This window comes from Dietzia kunjamensis (assembly GCF_045689975.1).
GTDB classification, from domain to species: domain Bacteria; phylum Actinomycetota; class Actinomycetes; order Mycobacteriales; family Mycobacteriaceae; genus Dietzia; species Dietzia kunjamensis.
The window spans coordinates 2,391,825-2,406,280 of sequence record NZ_CP143297.1 but is presented as its reverse complement, the minus strand read 5'-3'; the positions used below and the strand labels follow the sequence as shown (position 1 = coordinate 2,406,280).

The 14,456-nt window shown below is 71.3% G+C and carries 11 protein-coding genes; 8 read left to right on the top strand and 3 right to left on the bottom strand.

All coding sequences use genetic code 11. From position 1 onward, the window contains the following. Position 1: 1 nt before the first annotated feature. Positions 2–1,171: a cytochrome P450 gene (locus VZF99_RS11245; protein ID WP_407334787.1), complete on the bottom strand. Its 1,170-nt coding sequence runs from the start codon at positions 1,169–1,171 to the stop codon at positions 2–4. A gap of 390 nt (positions 1,172–1,561) precedes the next feature. Here VZF99_RS11245 and VZF99_RS11240 point away from each other — a divergent pair, with 390 nt between their 5' ends. Beyond that, positions 1,562–3,037, top strand: a complete 1,476-nt coding sequence (locus VZF99_RS11240; RefSeq protein ID WP_407334786.1) for an MFS transporter — start codon at positions 1,562–1,564, stop codon at positions 3,035–3,037. Positions 3,038–3,214: 177 nt separating this feature from the next. Here VZF99_RS11240 and VZF99_RS11235 read toward each other — a convergent pair whose 3' ends face one another. Next, positions 3,215–3,721: a MarR family winged helix-turn-helix transcriptional regulator gene (locus tag VZF99_RS11235; RefSeq protein WP_067716728.1), complete on the bottom strand. Its 507-nt coding sequence runs from the start codon at positions 3,719–3,721 to the stop codon at positions 3,215–3,217. Between the two features lie 72 nt (positions 3,722–3,793). Between VZF99_RS11235 and VZF99_RS11230 the strand changes: the two genes are divergently transcribed. From VZF99_RS11230 to VZF99_RS11220, 3 genes are all read left to right on the top strand, one after another. Continuing rightward, on the top strand, positions 3,794–4,225 hold the full coding sequence (locus tag VZF99_RS11230; protein ID WP_407334785.1) for a hypothetical protein: 432 nt from the start codon (positions 3,794–3,796) through the stop codon (positions 4,223–4,225). A gap of 76 nt (positions 4,226–4,301) precedes the next feature. Further along, on the top strand, positions 4,302–5,852 hold the full coding sequence (locus tag VZF99_RS11225; protein WP_317468672.1) for a succinate CoA transferase: 1,551 nt from the start codon (positions 4,302–4,304) through the stop codon (positions 5,850–5,852). A 36-nt stretch (positions 5,853–5,888) separates the two neighbouring features. Next, positions 5,889–7,298 (top strand): acyclic terpene utilization AtuA family protein, encoded by a 1,410-nt coding sequence (locus VZF99_RS11220; protein ID WP_253002181.1) that lies wholly within the window; start codon positions 5,889–5,891, stop codon positions 7,296–7,298. A gap of 10 nt (positions 7,299–7,308) precedes the next feature. Here the strand turns inward: VZF99_RS11220 and VZF99_RS11215 are convergent, their stop codons facing one another. Beyond that, positions 7,309–8,916, bottom strand: a complete 1,608-nt coding sequence (locus VZF99_RS11215) for a class I adenylate-forming enzyme family protein (RefSeq protein WP_407334784.1) — start codon at positions 8,914–8,916, stop codon at positions 7,309–7,311. A gap of 158 nt (positions 8,917–9,074) precedes the next feature. Between VZF99_RS11215 and VZF99_RS11210 the strand changes: the two genes are divergently transcribed. The 4 genes from VZF99_RS11210 to VZF99_RS11195 are packed head-to-tail and all read left to right on the top strand — an operon-like array spanning position 9,075 to position 14,450. Beyond that, positions 9,075–9,893: a TIGR03084 family metal-binding protein gene (locus VZF99_RS11210; RefSeq protein WP_407334783.1), complete on the top strand. Its 819-nt coding sequence runs from the start codon at positions 9,075–9,077 to the stop codon at positions 9,891–9,893. Continuing rightward, positions 9,890–11,680, top strand: coding sequence for an acyclic terpene utilization AtuA family protein (locus VZF99_RS11205; protein WP_253002179.1), 1,791 nt, complete (start codon positions 9,890–9,892; stop codon positions 11,678–11,680). Before VZF99_RS11210 ends, VZF99_RS11205 begins: the two co-directional genes overlap by 4 nt. Next, positions 11,677–12,855 (top strand): acyl-CoA dehydrogenase family protein, encoded by a 1,179-nt coding sequence (locus VZF99_RS11200; RefSeq protein WP_407334782.1) that lies wholly within the window; start codon positions 11,677–11,679, stop codon positions 12,853–12,855. The genes VZF99_RS11205 and VZF99_RS11200 overlap by 4 nt, the downstream gene beginning before the upstream one ends. Further along, entirely contained in the window at positions 12,852–14,450 is a 1,599-nt protein-coding gene (locus VZF99_RS11195; protein WP_120284065.1) for an acyl-CoA carboxylase subunit beta, read from the top strand. Before VZF99_RS11200 ends, VZF99_RS11195 begins: the two co-directional genes overlap by 4 nt. Positions 14,451–14,456 lie beyond the last annotated feature (6 nt).

Sequence of the window (14,456 nt, the reverse complement as noted above, 5' to 3'; positions counted from 1 at the left end):
GTCACCCCGTCGGGGACCCCTGGTCCTGCCACGACACCCGGACCCCTGTCGCGGGACGGGTGAGCATCCGCGTCCACGGGAAGGTGAGATCGTCGGGATCCCGACTGATGCGCACCTCCGGACGGCACAGCGCGGCCACCGCGGCGGACAGGGCGGCCACCGCGAGCTTCTCGCCGGGGCAACGGTGTCCGGTGCGGACACCCGCCCCGCCCTGCGGGACGAACGCCTCGAGCTTCTCGGCGTCTGCGACCCCCATGAACCTCTCGGGGTCGAACGTCGAGCCGTCGTCCCAGTGGTTGGGATCGGTGTCGGTGCCGAGGAGATCCAACAGCACCCGTTCGCCCCTGTGCACCGGGCATCCGTGCACCTCGAAATCCGAGGTGGCCATCGCCGGCAGCATCGGCACGAACGGGTAGACCCGCCGGACCTCCTGGGCGAACGCGACGGCTTCCGGGATGTCGGAGAGTCGGCCCGCGGCCGACGAGGCCTCCCGGATCCGTGCGGCCCACCCGGGATTTCCCGTGAGCGCGACTGCCGCGAACGCGGCGAACCGGGCCACCGCCACCGTCGGGCGGGTGAGGTTCTGCAGCTCCGCGGCGGCGGTCCGGTCGTCGACTGCAGCGCCGTCGGAGTCCCGCAGGTCGGCCATGGCCGCCAGGACCGAGTCGGGCTCCGCGCGCAGTCCGCCGGTCCGCACCGCGCGGATCAGGCCGGTGGCCCAGCGGTCCAGCCGGACGCGCTCGACCTCGGCGACCGGGTTGGTCGCGACCTTTCCGAACGAGTCGAGGAGCCTGCTCATCTGCCGGGCCCGGCGATCGGCCTCCGCCGGGGCGAGCAGGAGGCCCGCCCAGCGGAACGCCGCCCGACCGAACGCCGTGGTGGTGTCGTCGTAGACCGTGCCGGTACCGCTGCGCGCCCAGTCGCCGAGCATCCCCTCGAGTTCACCGGCGACCAGCTCGGAGAACCGTGCGGCGCGCTCGTCGTCATAGGCCATGTCGGCGAGTGCGTTCTCGCGTACCTCGTGCGCGCGGCCGTCGAGTCCGTGGACGGCGCCCGGGCCGAAGAGGGGAAACCGGATGAACCCGGGCATGGCGCCGTCGCGCTCGACCTTGTAGCCGTTGTAGAAGCTCGAGAGCCCTCCACACCCCGCAGCAGGTCCGCGGCGTCCCACGAGCCGCAGTCGGACCGGGGCCTACGAACCGGGGGAGACCCCGCTCGCTGTCGTACCCGCGAGGCGGAGAGCTATACGGGCTGGTGGGAAGTCGAGGGCTGGTCGATGAGCACTCGTGGGGGGAGGGGGGCCGAGGCATCGGGCGCGCTTCTTCGGGCTGGTTGTCGGCGTCTCGCTCGTCTTCCGAGGGTCATTCGCGGCGGTGCGCTTCCGGTCCCGCGGTGCCTGGGTCGCCCGGCCACTACGTGATCCGGATCACCGACCATCCACTTTCGGGTGTATCGGGTGTGGTCCCAGTCACATACCTTTCCCTCAATCGACGTTCACTCGTCGGGGAACACGTCCCGCGCCAGGGCCCCCACCCGGCGCCCCACGAGACTTGGAGTTGTCTTGACAGCCACGAACCTCCCCGCTGGGGGTACGGCGCCACAGTCGCCGCACCCGTCAGCGGAGCCCAAGAAGACCTCACTCACGAAGGTGGCGGCGGCCTCCTCGATCGGAACGACGATCGAGTGGTACGACTTCTTCATCTACGGCACCGCCGCGGCGCTGGTCTTCCCCACTCTGTTCTTCCCAGGCCAGGATGCGGCGGCGGCGACGCTCTCGTCGTTCGCGACCTTCGCGGTCGCCTTCTTCGCGCGCCCGGTCGGCGCCGCGCTCTTCGGCCACTTCGGCGACCGCATCGGTCGTAAGCGCACGCTGGTGTGGACGCTGATGATCATGGGCGTCGCCACCGTGTTCATCGGGCTGCTGCCCGGGTACGGCACCGGCGCGTTCGGAATGTTCGAGGGCGGTATCGGCATCTGGGCCCCGACCCTCCTCGTGGTCTGCCGGTTCTTCCAGGGCTTCGCGGTCGGCGGCGAGTGGGCGGGCGCGACGTTGCTCACCGCGGAGTACGCACCCCAGGGCAAGCGCGGGATGATGGGCATGTGGCCCCAGCTCGGTGTGGCCTTCGCGTTCTTCCTCTCTTCGGGGACGTTCCTCCTCTTCTCCCTGATCGCCGGCGACGGCGCCGACGTCGACAGCCCGTTCATGCAGTACGGCTGGCGCATCCCGTTCCTGCTCTCCGCCGTCCTCGTCCTGATCGGGCTGTGGATCCGCATCTCGATCGAGGAGACCCCGGTCTTCCGTCAGACGCAGGAGCGTCAGGCCAGGGAGGCCGCCGCGACCGAGGCCGCCGACAAGGCCGCGAACCGGGCCCCGGCCCCCAAGACGCTGCCGTTCGCCGACGCGATCCGCCACCAGTGGAAGGAGATCCTCATCGCCGGTGGCGCGCTCACCTCGCTGTTCTCCCTCTTCTACATGGGCACCTCGTTCCTCACGAACTACGCCACCAAGAACCTCGAGCACACGCGGCCCTTCGTCCTCGGCATGGGCATGCTCGCCGCCCTGATCTTCGGTGCCGCCATCGCACTGTCCGCCATGTACTCGGACCGGATCGGCCGCAAGAAGGTCATCGGCACCTCGGTGGCGCTGGCCGTGGTCTGGACGCTGTTCGTCTTCCCCATCCTCGACACCGGGTCGCCGATCGCGTTCGCAGTGGTCCTCTTCGTCACGCTGATCATCTTCGGTATCGCCTACGGTCCGGCCGGCGCGCTCCTGCCCGAGTTGTTCCAGGCCCGCTACCGCTACACCGGTGCCGGCCTCGGGTACAACCTCGCCGGCATCCTCGGTGGCGCACTGCCCCCGCTGGCTGCCGCCGCCATGGTCGCCGCGGGCAACACGCTCGGTGTCGGAATCATGCTCTCGCTGCTGTCCGCCATGTCCATGCTCTGCGTGGTGGCCATGACCGAGTCAAGCAAGAATGAGATGCACGCGGATTCCGAGATCACCGAGGACCGCGTCCTCGCCACCGAGGTGCCCTGACCCGCACCTGACGGGACCGGGGGCTCACAGCCCCGAGCGGATCCGTCCCACGAACAGCCGCGCCCGGCCCCACCCGAGAGGGGGCCGGGCGCGGTGTCGTGTCCGGGGTCCGGCGATCGCCACGGGCACACCGACCGGCGGTGGCGGGGAGCGGCCCTCCCGGCCGGGCCGGGTCGGTCAGAAGTCGCCGGCGGACCGGCGCAGCGCGGCGATGGCCTCGATGAGCGCCACCTGATCGTCCTCGTCCATCCCCGGGTCGGCGAACACGCCGGAGTTCAGTGCCGCGGTCGCCTCGGCCACCACCTGCCTGCCCTCGGCCGTGATCTCCACGAGGGTCGTCCGCCCGTCCGTCGGATGCGGCCGTCGCTCCACGAGTCCCGCGTCGAGGAGGCGCTTCATGGCGCTGGTGACGCTGGTGACGTGTACCTGGAGGCGCTCCGAGGCCTTGGTGATGGGCAGCGCTCCGGAGCGGGAGAAGGCCAGCAGCCGGAGGAGTTCGTAGCGGGGGAACGACAGGTTCCACGGCCGCAGGGTGTCCTCGACCCGGGCCAGGAGGATCTGGTGAGCCCGCATCACGGAGGTCACCACCGTCATCCCCTGCGCGGCGTCCGTCCAGCCCTCTCGCTCCCAGTTGGCACGGGCCTGGTCGATGCGATCGGGGATCGGGGCGGTCCTGGGGGGCAAGGCTCACTCCTGTCGGACGCGGCGGTGGGATGATGGGCAGTCTATCCACACCAACCAGGAGGTTCAGGCGCCGTGGCCGATTCCGATGCGCAATCCCCGCCGGTGGCGACGACGGCCGGGGCGCCCCGGGTCCACGACCGCGCGGCGCAGGTGATCGCGGCCGCCGGCGGCCGGGTGCCGGACGCCCGTGGGGGAGCGGTGTTGGCGGTGGCCGGGGGCGACGACCAGGGCGGCCCGCCCACTGTGGAGCGGGTCGCCGGAGGGTGCGGGGGCGGGCGCCGGGTGCTGCTCGAGGGCAGGGCCGTGGTCCGCTCCGACGGCGTTCGCCCCACGCATCTCCTCGTGTGGGCATCCGGCCCCGACGGCGGGGAGGTGCTGGTCCTGGTGGAGCGGGGGGACCGGGGCGTCTCGCCCTGGCCCGCGGAGGGCACCACGGCAGGGGAGATCGGGTTCGAGGCGGTCCGGCTGGACGCCGATCGGGTCGTGTCCGGCACCCTGGCCTGAGGGCGCCCACTCCGGCCGGGGGTGGGGCCCGGATCGCGAGTCGGGGTCCCGGACGACCCGGCGATAGGCTCCGCGTATGAGCACCTCCGTCCAGCAGCGGGGCACCGCGTACGACCCCTCACGCATCCGCCACCCCCACTTCCGGGGACTGGTCACCGACGCGGCCTCCGCTGTGGATCAGATCGCCGATGGTGACACGGTGGCGATCAGCGGGTTCGCTAGCGCGGGCACGCCCAAGGCCTTCGCGCCGGCCCTGGCCGAGCGCATCCGTTCGGTACGGGCGGCAGGTGGCAGGCTCTCCGTCAACCTGCTCACCGGTGCATCGGTGGCCAGCGAGGCCGAGGCGATGCTCGCCGAGGTCGACGGGATCGCGCTGCGGATGCCGTATCAGAGCGAGCCCACGGCCCGCGGCAAGATCAACTCGGGCGAGATGGACTACGTGGACGTCCATCTGTCGCACGTGGCACAGCAGGTGTGGCAGGGCCACTACGGTGACGTGGACGTCGCGGTGGTGGAGGTCGCCGCGATCACCGAGGACGGCAAGCTCGTCCCCGCGATGTCGGTGGGCAACAACAAGACCTGGCTCGACGTGGCGGACAAGGTGATCCTCGAGGTGAACTCGTGGATCCCGGACGGCGTCGAGGGCATGCACGACATCTACTACGGCACGGCGCTCCCGCCGCAGCGCAGGCCGATCATGCTGTCGCGGGCCGACGACCGGATCGGCCAGCCGCTGCTCGAGGTGGACCCGGCCAAGGTCGTCGCCGTGGTGCCCACCGACCAGCGGGACTCCGCGAGCGCCCTGACCAAGCCGGACGCGGTGAGCGAGGCCATCGCGGGCCACGTCCTGGAGTTCTTCCACCACGAGGTCGCCGGCGGCCGGATGCCGGCGGGCAGTCTCCTCCCGCTGCAGGCGGGGATCGGCAACGTGGCCAACGCAGTCCTCGCCGGGCTGGCGGCGGGGTCGTTCTCCGATCTGACCTGCTACTCGGAGGTCATCCAGGACTCGATGCTCCAGCTCATCCGGCAGGGCACGGTCGCCCACGCCTCGGCGACCGCGTTGGCCCTGTCCGAGGACGGGCTGACCGAGTTGGTGGACAACTTCGAGCTGTACCGCGACCACATCACGCTGCGGCCGCAGGAGATCAGCAACCACCCGGAGATCGTCCGGCGACTGGGGATAGTCGGAATGAACGGCATGCTCGAGGCCGACGTCTACGGCAACGTCAACTCCACCCATGTGGGCGGGACCCGCATCATGAACGGCATCGGCGGGTCCGGCGACTTCACCCGCAACGGGTACGTGTCGATGTTCCTGAGCCCGTCCACGGCCAAGAACGGGGCCGTGTCGGCGATCGTCCCGATGGTCCCGCACGTCGACCACACGGAGCATGACGTCCAGGTGATCGTCACCGAGCACGGTCTCGCCGACCTGCGGGCGCTGAGCCCACGCAAGCGGTCGCGACTCATCGTGGACCGGTGCGCCGACCCGGCCTTCCGGCCCCTCCTGCACGAGTACCTCGATCGGGCCGAGGCCCGTCCCGACGCGGGCAACACGCCGCATATCCTCGAGGACGCCTTCTCGTTCCACGCCCGCCTCGCCGCCACGGGGAGCATGCTGGGGTAGGCGCCCACCGCTGATCGACAAGGAGTCCGAGGATCGATGACGAGTACCCGAAGTCCCCTGCGCATCGGCAACGTCTCGGCGTCGCGGGCCGATCGCGCCACGGCGACGGCCGAGTTCCTCACGGCCGCGACCCTGGACGTCCTCGCGCTCGACATGCTCTCGGACGAGGCGATGCTCGAACTCGCCGGGCAGCGCGCGACGGGCGGCCCGGGTTACGAGGCCGCGGCGCTGGTCCAGATCGGCGAGTGTCTCGAGCGGCTCGGAGCCGGGGGAGTGCGGATCGTCACCAACGCCGGCGCTCTGGACCCGGAGGGGCTCGCATCCGCGCTGCGTGACCTGGCCCGCGAGTCGGGGGTCGAGCTCGCTGTGGCCAGCGTCGACTCCGGGGACGTGACGGACCGGGCGGTCGATCTGGGTCTCGGTCAGGTCGACGTCGCGACGGTGCGCCATGGGGCGTTCGGCATCTCGAGGGCGCTCGCCGCCGGTGCCGTCGTCGTCGTCACCGGGCGCGTCAGTCGCGAGGCGCTCGTCGTCGGCGCCGCGGCGGCCCACCACGGCTGGACCCCGTCCGCCCTGGACGCCCTGGCCGGATCGGTCGCGGTCGGGCACGTGCTCTCCGGTGGCCCCGGCGCGACCGGGGTCGTCGACTCCACCACCGACGTCACCCGCACCACCGATCCGGTCACCGGCGGGTACCCCATCGCCGAGATCGCCGACGACGGGTGCGCGGTCGTCACGCGCCATCCGTCCGCCTTCGGGTCGGTCACCGTCGGGACCGTCACCGACCAACTCCTCGACGGCGTGGCCGGGGCCCGCTACGCGGCTCCCGACGTGGTGTTGCGGCTCGATTCGCTCCGCCTGGCGCAGGAGGGCACGGACCGGGTCCGTATCAGCGGGGCGCGCGGGGAGCCGGCCCCGGAGGTCGTGGCGGTGGTCGCCATGACCCGCGGGGCCCGGGAGGACCGGCGGCCCGTGCGGATCGCCCGCCCACTGGCGCAGGGGGAGTCGGGGCACTCGGTCGTCCTGCCCGACGGCGCCCGCGTCGCGGTCCCGGTGCCGGCCGAGACCGCGCCCATCGGGCCCGGGGAGTTGCCGACCCAGTGGTCCCCGGGCGCCGTCCCGGGCGGGGAACCCGTCTCCGCCGTCCTGGGCTCGGTCGCGAGCGTGCGCCGTGGCGTGGTCGGCCGCGGGGTCAACATCGCGGTGTGGACCTGGGACGACTCGGCGTTCGCCTGGCTCGCCGGGGAGCTCACCGTCGAGCGGGTCCGTGAGCTCATCCCGGGTCTCGACGGTATGGACATCCGGCGCTACCTGCTGCCGAATCTCCGGGCGGTCAATCTCGTCGCCCGCCCGCCTCGGGGCGAGGTGCTGCGGCCGGGGCTCGGAGCCGACCTCGCGACCGTTCGCCTGGAGATACCCGGCGAGCTCCTCGAGGTAGGCCCCTGACCCGGACCTGTCAGCGCGCCGCGCGCAGCTCGACCTTCCGGATCTTCCCGGTCGCCGTGCGGGGGATGGCGTCGACCACCACGACGTCGCGCGGCCGGTGCGAGGGGGAGAGCCGCTCCGCGCCGAACTCCATGACCGAGTCCTTGAGATCGGCCTCGGCCGGCGCGCCCTCGGCGGGCACCACGACCGCGATCACGAGCTCGCCCCACTTGGGGTCCGGGCGACCGACGCAGGCGACCTCCGCGACGTGCGGGTGGTCCATGAGGACCCGCTCCACGTGCAGCGAGGAGACGTTCTCGCCGCCGGACTTGACGATGTCCTTGACGCGGTCGGCGAACCACACGACCCCCTCGGAGTCGATGCGTCCCAGGTCACCGGAGTGCAGGCGGCCGCCCACGAACGCCGCGGCGTTGGCCTCGGGGTTGTTCCAGTAGCCCTCCATCACCGTCGGTCCGCGGTAGACGATCTCGCCGTCCTCGCCCACGGGCATGAGCTCGGCACCGCCCGGTTCGCTGATCCGGTTCTCCGCGACCGGGGTGGGGTAGCCCCAGGAGTCGGACTTGTCCGGGTTGAGCTCGGGCCACTGCATGACGGTGGCCGGGGTGCACTCGCTCATCCCCGAGGCCAGCACCATCCTTGCGTCCGGGAGCGCGGACTCCAGGCGTCGGCGCATCTCCTCCGACATCGGGGCCATGGCGTAGAGCAGGAACCGGATCGAGGAGAGGTCGAGGCCGCGGTCGGTGCCGTCGGCGAGGGCCTCGAGCATGAGGGGCAGGCCCACCAGGTGGGTGGCGCGGACCCGGGCGACGGTGTCGGCGTACTGGACCGGGTCGAAGCCCGGCAGGAGGTGGACGGTTGCGCCCATGGTGACGGCGGACAGCAGGACCCCGTTGAGGCCGGCGGTGTGGAAGAGGGGGAGCGGGCAGACGGTCACCGAGGCCTCGGCTCCCCAGTTGAGGCCGAAGATGGCCCCGTTGCCGAGCGCGGCCATGGTCACCGCGAGGTGCGAGGTGAGGACGCCCTTGGGGCGTGAGGTCGTACCGGAGGAGTAGAGGCACTGCACGACCTGACGGTCGCCGATCACCGTGTCGGGATTGGTGTCGTCGTCGGCCAGGAGGTCGTCCCACCCGATCAGCTCGGGACCGTCGGCGGTGGCCTCCAGGCCGTCGGGGACGCCTCCGACGACGACGACCGTGCGGATCGCGGGAATGGCGGCGACCGCTCCCATCACCAATTCTGCGAGTGAGCCGTGGACGACGAGGATGCGGGTGCCCGAGTCGGTCAGGGCGTGCGCGATGTTCTCGAGCCCGGACAGGAGGTTGATGGGCAGCGAGACCATCCCCGCCTTGGCCGTCCCGAAGTAGGTGGCGACGAACTCGCGGCAGTTCGTCGACAGGATCGCGACCGGCTCCTCCGCCTCGATCCCGTGCGCGGTCACCCCGTGGGCGAACCGGTTGGAGATCGCCTCGAGTTCGAGATACGTCCACGACCCGGCATCGTCCGTGAGCGCGGTCCGGTCCGCGAACGTGGCCGCCGCGCGGGTGGGGAGGTCACCCACCGAGCAGCGGCGGGCCAGGGCGTGGTCGACAGGATCGATTCCGGTGAGATCTGGGCGCACGGTGTCTCCGTAAGGGGGTCGGGGGGGCGTAAAAGGGGGTCGAGGGGCGTCCCGCGTCGGTAGTGACGGGGATCACGATTCCCAGACTCCCAAAGCGTGTGCCCAAAAGCAAGCAAGCGCGCTTGCTTTATTCCGGGGGAGGTGGGATCGTTCTCGCCATGACCAACCCCCAGCCCTCCGAGACGGAGGATCCGCACGCGGCCCTCGCCGCACTCAGCGCCCGGGTGGACGAGCTCGTCGAGACCGCCGGGGCCGATCGCTGGAACACCGAGTCCCCGGCCGAGTGCTGGGACGTCGCCATGCAGATCGCCCACCTGGCCTGGACCGACGAGGTCTCCGTCACCGCCATCCGCGACGCGGAGGCCTTCCAGGCCGTGGTGGACAAGGCCATGACCGACCCCACCGGCTTCGTCGACGCCGGCGCGGCCGAGATCGCCGCCACCGGCCGCGACGAGGTCCTCGCGCGCTGGCGCCTCGCCCGGGGGGAGCTCGCCGACGCCCTCAAGGCCGCGGACCCGGGGGAGAAGATCCCGTGGTTCGGCCCGCCCATGCGGTCCAAGTCCATGACCACCGCCCGCATCATGGAGACCTGGGCACACGGCGTGGACGTCGCGGACGCGCTCGGAGTGGCCGTCGACACCGACCCGGCCTTCCTCGGCGCCCTCCCGCACGTCGCCCGCCTGGGCTGGAAGACCCGCGACTTCGCCTACATGATGAACGGGCTCGAGGCCCCCACCTCCGAGGTCCACGTCGCCCTCACGCAGGCCGATGGCACCGTCCTGGAGTTCGGGCCCGCCGACGCCGAGCAGCGCGTCACGGGCCCGATCCTCGACTTCTGTCTGCTGGTCACCCAGCGTGTGCACCTCGACGACACCGCTCTCGAGGCGGTCGGCGAGGACGCGCTGGGCTGGATGCGTATCGCCCAGGCGTTCGCCGGACTCCCCGGCGGCGGCCGTGAGAAGGGAGCACGAGCATGACCGTGTACAGCACCCCACTGCGGGTCGGAAACATGTCCGGGTTCTACGGCGACCGCATCTCCGCGATGCGCGAGATGCTCGAGGGCGGCGAACTCGACGTCCTCACCGGCGACTACCTCGCCGAGCTCACCATGCTCATCCTCGGCCGCGACCGGATGAAGAGCGCCGAGCTCGGTTACGCCAAGACCTTCCTCCGCCAGCTCGAGGACTGCCTCGCGCTGGCCCTGGAGAAGAAGGTCAAGATCGTCGCCAACGCCGGCGGCCTCAACCCGGCCGCGCTGGCGGACGCCATCCGCGAGATCGCGGACCGGCAGGGGCTGCCTGCGAAGGTCGCCCACGTCGAGGGCGACGACCTCATCGGCCGGATCGGCGAGCTCGACGTCCCCGCCGACGCCGGGTTCCCGGTCACGGCCAACGCCTACCTGGGTGCCTTCGGCATCGCACGCTGCCTCGACGCGGGGGCCGACGTCGTGGTCACCGGCCGGGTCACCGACGCCTCGGTGATCGTCGGGCCGGCCATCAGCCACTTCGGCTGGGGCCGCGACGATCTCGACGCGCTGGCCGGCGCCACCGCGGCGGGGCACGTCATCGAGTGCGGCACGCAGGCCACCGGCGGAAACTACTCCTTCTTCAACCGAGGCGAGATCGTCGATCCGGTGAAGCCCGGTTTCCCGATCGCCGAGATCGCGGCCGACGGCACCTCCGTCATCACCAAGCACGCGGGGACCGGGGGAGCCGTCACCGTCGGCACCGTGACCTCGCAGCTGCTGTACGAGGTGACCGGTGCGCGCTACGGCGGCCCCGACGTCGTCACCCGCCTCGACACCGCCGTCGTGGAGCAGGAGGGGCCCGACCGCGTCCGGATCTCCGGCGTCGTGGGCGAGCCGGCCCCGCTCACCACAAAGGTGTCTGTCACCTGCCTCGGTGGTTTCCGCAACGAGATCACGTTCCTGCTCACGGGACTGGACATCGAGGACAAGGCCGCTCTGGTCGAGCGTCAGTTCCGGGCCGGGCTCGAGCGCGAGCCGGCGCAGATGGACTTCCGTCTCCAGCGCACCGACCACCCCGACGCCGACACCCAGGCCGCCGCGACCGCGATGATGACCATCGTCGCCTGGGACCCGGACAAGGACGTCGTCGGGCGTGCGTTCTCCGACGCCGCGGTAGCCATGACCCTGTCCAGCTACCCGGGCGCCACCCCGAGCGCCCCTCCCGGACGCGGGGGACCGTACGGCGTGTACATCCCCGCCTACCTCGACCAGAACGAGGTGCCGCACATCGCGGTCCTGCCCGACGGGACCCGGGTCGACATCGACCCGCCCGCCGTGATGGAGGAGATGGGCGACGGCCACGCCTCCGACGGCCTGGATGCCGAAGGCAACCCGCTCGGTCCGTCCGACCCGGTGACGGGTCCGACCACCCGGCGCCCGCTGGGCGACGTCCTCGGGGCCCGCTCCGGCGACAAGGGCGGCACGGCCAACATCGGGCTGTGGGCCGGCGACGCCGAGGCCTACGCCTGGATGCGCGACACCCTCACCGTCGACGAGGTGCGCCGCCTCCTGCCCGAGGCCGCCGACCTGCCGATCGAGCGCTACGAGCTGCCCAAGCTGGGCGCGGTCAACTTCGTCATCGACGGACTGCTCGGCAAGGGCGTGGCCCACGGCTACCGCTGGGACCCGCAGGCCAAGGGCCTGGCCGAGTGGCTCCGCTCCCGTGTCGTCGACATCCCCGACCACATCAACGCCCCCGTGACCGCCGCCTCGGCCCACGCGAAGGAGAACGAGTGAACATCCCACCGCACGTACCCGGTGACCCCTGGTACTCCGACGAGCGCCTCGCGCTGCGCGAGACCACGACCCGCTTCGCCGAGCGGGAGATCCTGCCCCACCTCGACGAGTGGGAGGCCGCGGGCTCGATCCCGCGGGAGTTGCACCGCAAGGCCGGCGAGCTGGGCCTGCTCGGGGTCCCGTTCCCCGAGGGGGTCGGCGGCGGTGGCGGCGACGCGATCGATTCGATGATCGTGTGCGAGGCGCTGCACGAGGCCGGTGTGTCCGGCGGCGTGTTCGCGTCACTGTTCACCTGTGGCATCGCGACCCCGCACCTGGCCCAGTCCGGTACCCCGGAGCAGGTCGAGCGCTGGGTCAAGCCGACCCTCGCCGGCGAGATGATCGGCTCCCTGGCCATTACCGAGCCCGGTGGCGGATCGGACGTCGGTCACCTCACCACCACGGCCCGGCGGGACGGTGACCACTACGTCGTCAACGGTGCCAAGACCTACATCACGTCCGCGACGCGCGCCGACTTCGTCGTCACCGCGGTCCGCACCGGGGGCGACGAGCTCAAGGGCGCCGCGGGTGTGAGCCTGCTGGTCATCCCCACCGACACCCCGGGATTCCATATCTCGGCGCCGCTCGACAAGCTCGGCTGGCGCGCCTCCGACACCGCCGAACTGACGTTCATCGACTGTCGGGTGCCGGTGGAGAACCTCGTCGGCGCGGAGAACGACGGCTTCGCGCAGATCGCGATCGGCTTCGTCGGCGAGCGCGCCGCGCTGGCCGCCCAGGGGTACTCCCAGGCACAGCGCTGCCTCGACCTCACGCTGGACTGGGTCCGCGAGCGGGAGACCTTCGGGCGCCCGCTGCTGTCCCGGCAGGCCGTGCAGAACACGGTCACCGAGATGGCCCGTCGCATCGACCTCGCCCGCACCTACACGCACCACTGCGTGAACCTGGCGGTGTCGGGACACGACGCCATCGCCGAGGTCTGCTTCGCCAAGAACACCGCCGTCGAGTGCGCCGAATGGGTCGCGGGCCAGGCGGTGCAGCTCTTCGGAGGGCTCGGCTTCATGTCCGAGTCCGAGGTCAGCCGCCAATACCGCGATGTCCGACTCCTGGGCATCGGTGGCGGCACGACCGAAATCCTGACCACCCTCGCCGGACGACGTTTGGGGTACACGGCATGACAATCCTCCGTTCCACACTGGACACCACCAGCGCCGAGTTCGGCGCCGCGAGGCAGGCCATGGAGGGCAAGCTCGACCAGCTCGCCACCGACCTCGAACCCGCGCTGGCCGGCGGTGGCGAGCGCAAGGTCGCCCGCCACCGCGAGCGCGGCAAGTTCACCGCCCGCGAGCGGATCGACATGATCCTCGACCGGGAGTCCCCGTTCCTCGAACTGTGCGCACTCGCCGCGTGGGGGTCCGACTTCCAGACCGGCGCCTCCGTGGTGGCCGGGATCGGCGTGGTCGAGGGCGTCGAGTGCCTCCTCATCGCCAACGACCCCACGGTCAAGGGCGGCACGTCCAACCCCTGGACGCTGCGCAAGATCCTCCGCCTCAACGACGTCGCGCAGAAGAACCGACTCCCGGTCATCAGCCTCGTCGAGTCCGGCGGCGCCGACCTGCCCACGCAGAAAGAGGTGTTCGTCCCCGGTGGCGCCCTCTTCCGCGACCTCACACGACTGTCCAAGGCCGGCATCCCCACCATCGCCGTGGTCTACGGCAACTCCACCGCCGGCGGCGCGTACGTGCCGGGCATGAGCGACCACGTCGTGATGATCGAGGAGCGCTCCAAGGTCTTCCTCGCCGGCCCGCCGCTGGTCAAAGCCGCGACCGGTGAGATCGCCGACGAGGAGACCCTCGGTGGCGCCGAGATGCACGCCCGCGTCTCCGGTCTCGCGGACCACTTCGCCCACGACGAGGCCGACGCCGCCCGCATCACGCGGGGCATCGTGCGCCGGCTCAACTGGTCCAAGCAGGGACGCACCCCGCGCGCGGAGGTCATCGAGCCGCTCTACAGCGGCGAGGACCTGCTCGGGATCGTCCCCGAGGACCTCAAGATCCCGTTCGACCCGCGTGAGATCATCGCCCGGGTCGTGGACGGCAGTGACTTCGACGAGTTCAAGCCGATGTACGGCGCGAGTCTCGTGACCGGCTGGGCGGAGATCCACGGCTACCCGGTGGGCATCATCGCCAACGCCCGCGGCGTCCTGTTCAGCGAGGAGGCTCAGAAGGCCACCCAGTTCATCGAGCTGGCCAACCGCTACGACACCCCGCTGCTGTTCATGCACAACACCACCGGGTACATGGTCGGCTCCGAGTACGAGCGCGGCGGCATCATCAAGCACGGCGCGATGATGATCAACGCGGTCTCCAACTCCGAGGTGCCGCACCTGTCACTCATCACGGCCGCCTCGTACGGCGCCGGCCACTACGGCATGTGCGGCCGCGCGTTCGACCCGCGGTTCCTCTACACCTGGCCCAGCGCCAAGTCCGCGGTCATGGGCGGGCAGCAGCTCGCCGACGTGGTCACCTCCGTTGCCGCGGCCGCGTCCGCCGCCCGTGGTCAGGAGATGGACCAGGAGACCATCGACGGTCTCAAGACCGCGATCGCCGACCAGATCGAGAAGGAGTCTCTGCCGGCGTTCCTGTCCGGGATGCTCTACGACGACGGCGTCATCGACCCCCGCGACACCCGGACGGTGCTGGGCCTCAGCCTGTCCGCGATCCACTCCGGAGAAGTCGCCGGAACCGACCGCTTCGGCGTCTTCCGGATGTGAGGAACG

What these genes read in the sequence shown, in the direction of transcription:
- VZF99_RS11220 (WP_253002181.1), top strand. Translation starts at nt 5,889, where the DNA reads ATGACGAGTACCCGAAGTCCCCTGCGCATCGGCAACGTCTCGGCGTCG.
- VZF99_RS11210 (WP_407334783.1), top strand. Translation starts at nt 9,075, where the DNA reads ATGACCAACCCCCAGCCCTCCGAGACGGAGGATCCGCACGCGGCCCTC.
- VZF99_RS11205 (WP_253002179.1), top strand. Translation starts at nt 9,890, where the DNA reads ATGACCGTGTACAGCACCCCACTGCGGGTCGGAAACATGTCCGGGTTC.
- VZF99_RS11195 (WP_120284065.1), top strand. Translation starts at nt 12,852, where the DNA reads ATGACAATCCTCCGTTCCACACTGGACACCACCAGCGCCGAGTTCGGC.
- VZF99_RS11225 (WP_317468672.1), top strand. Translation starts at nt 4,302, where the DNA reads ATGAGCACCTCCGTCCAGCAGCGGGGCACCGCGTACGACCCCTCACGC.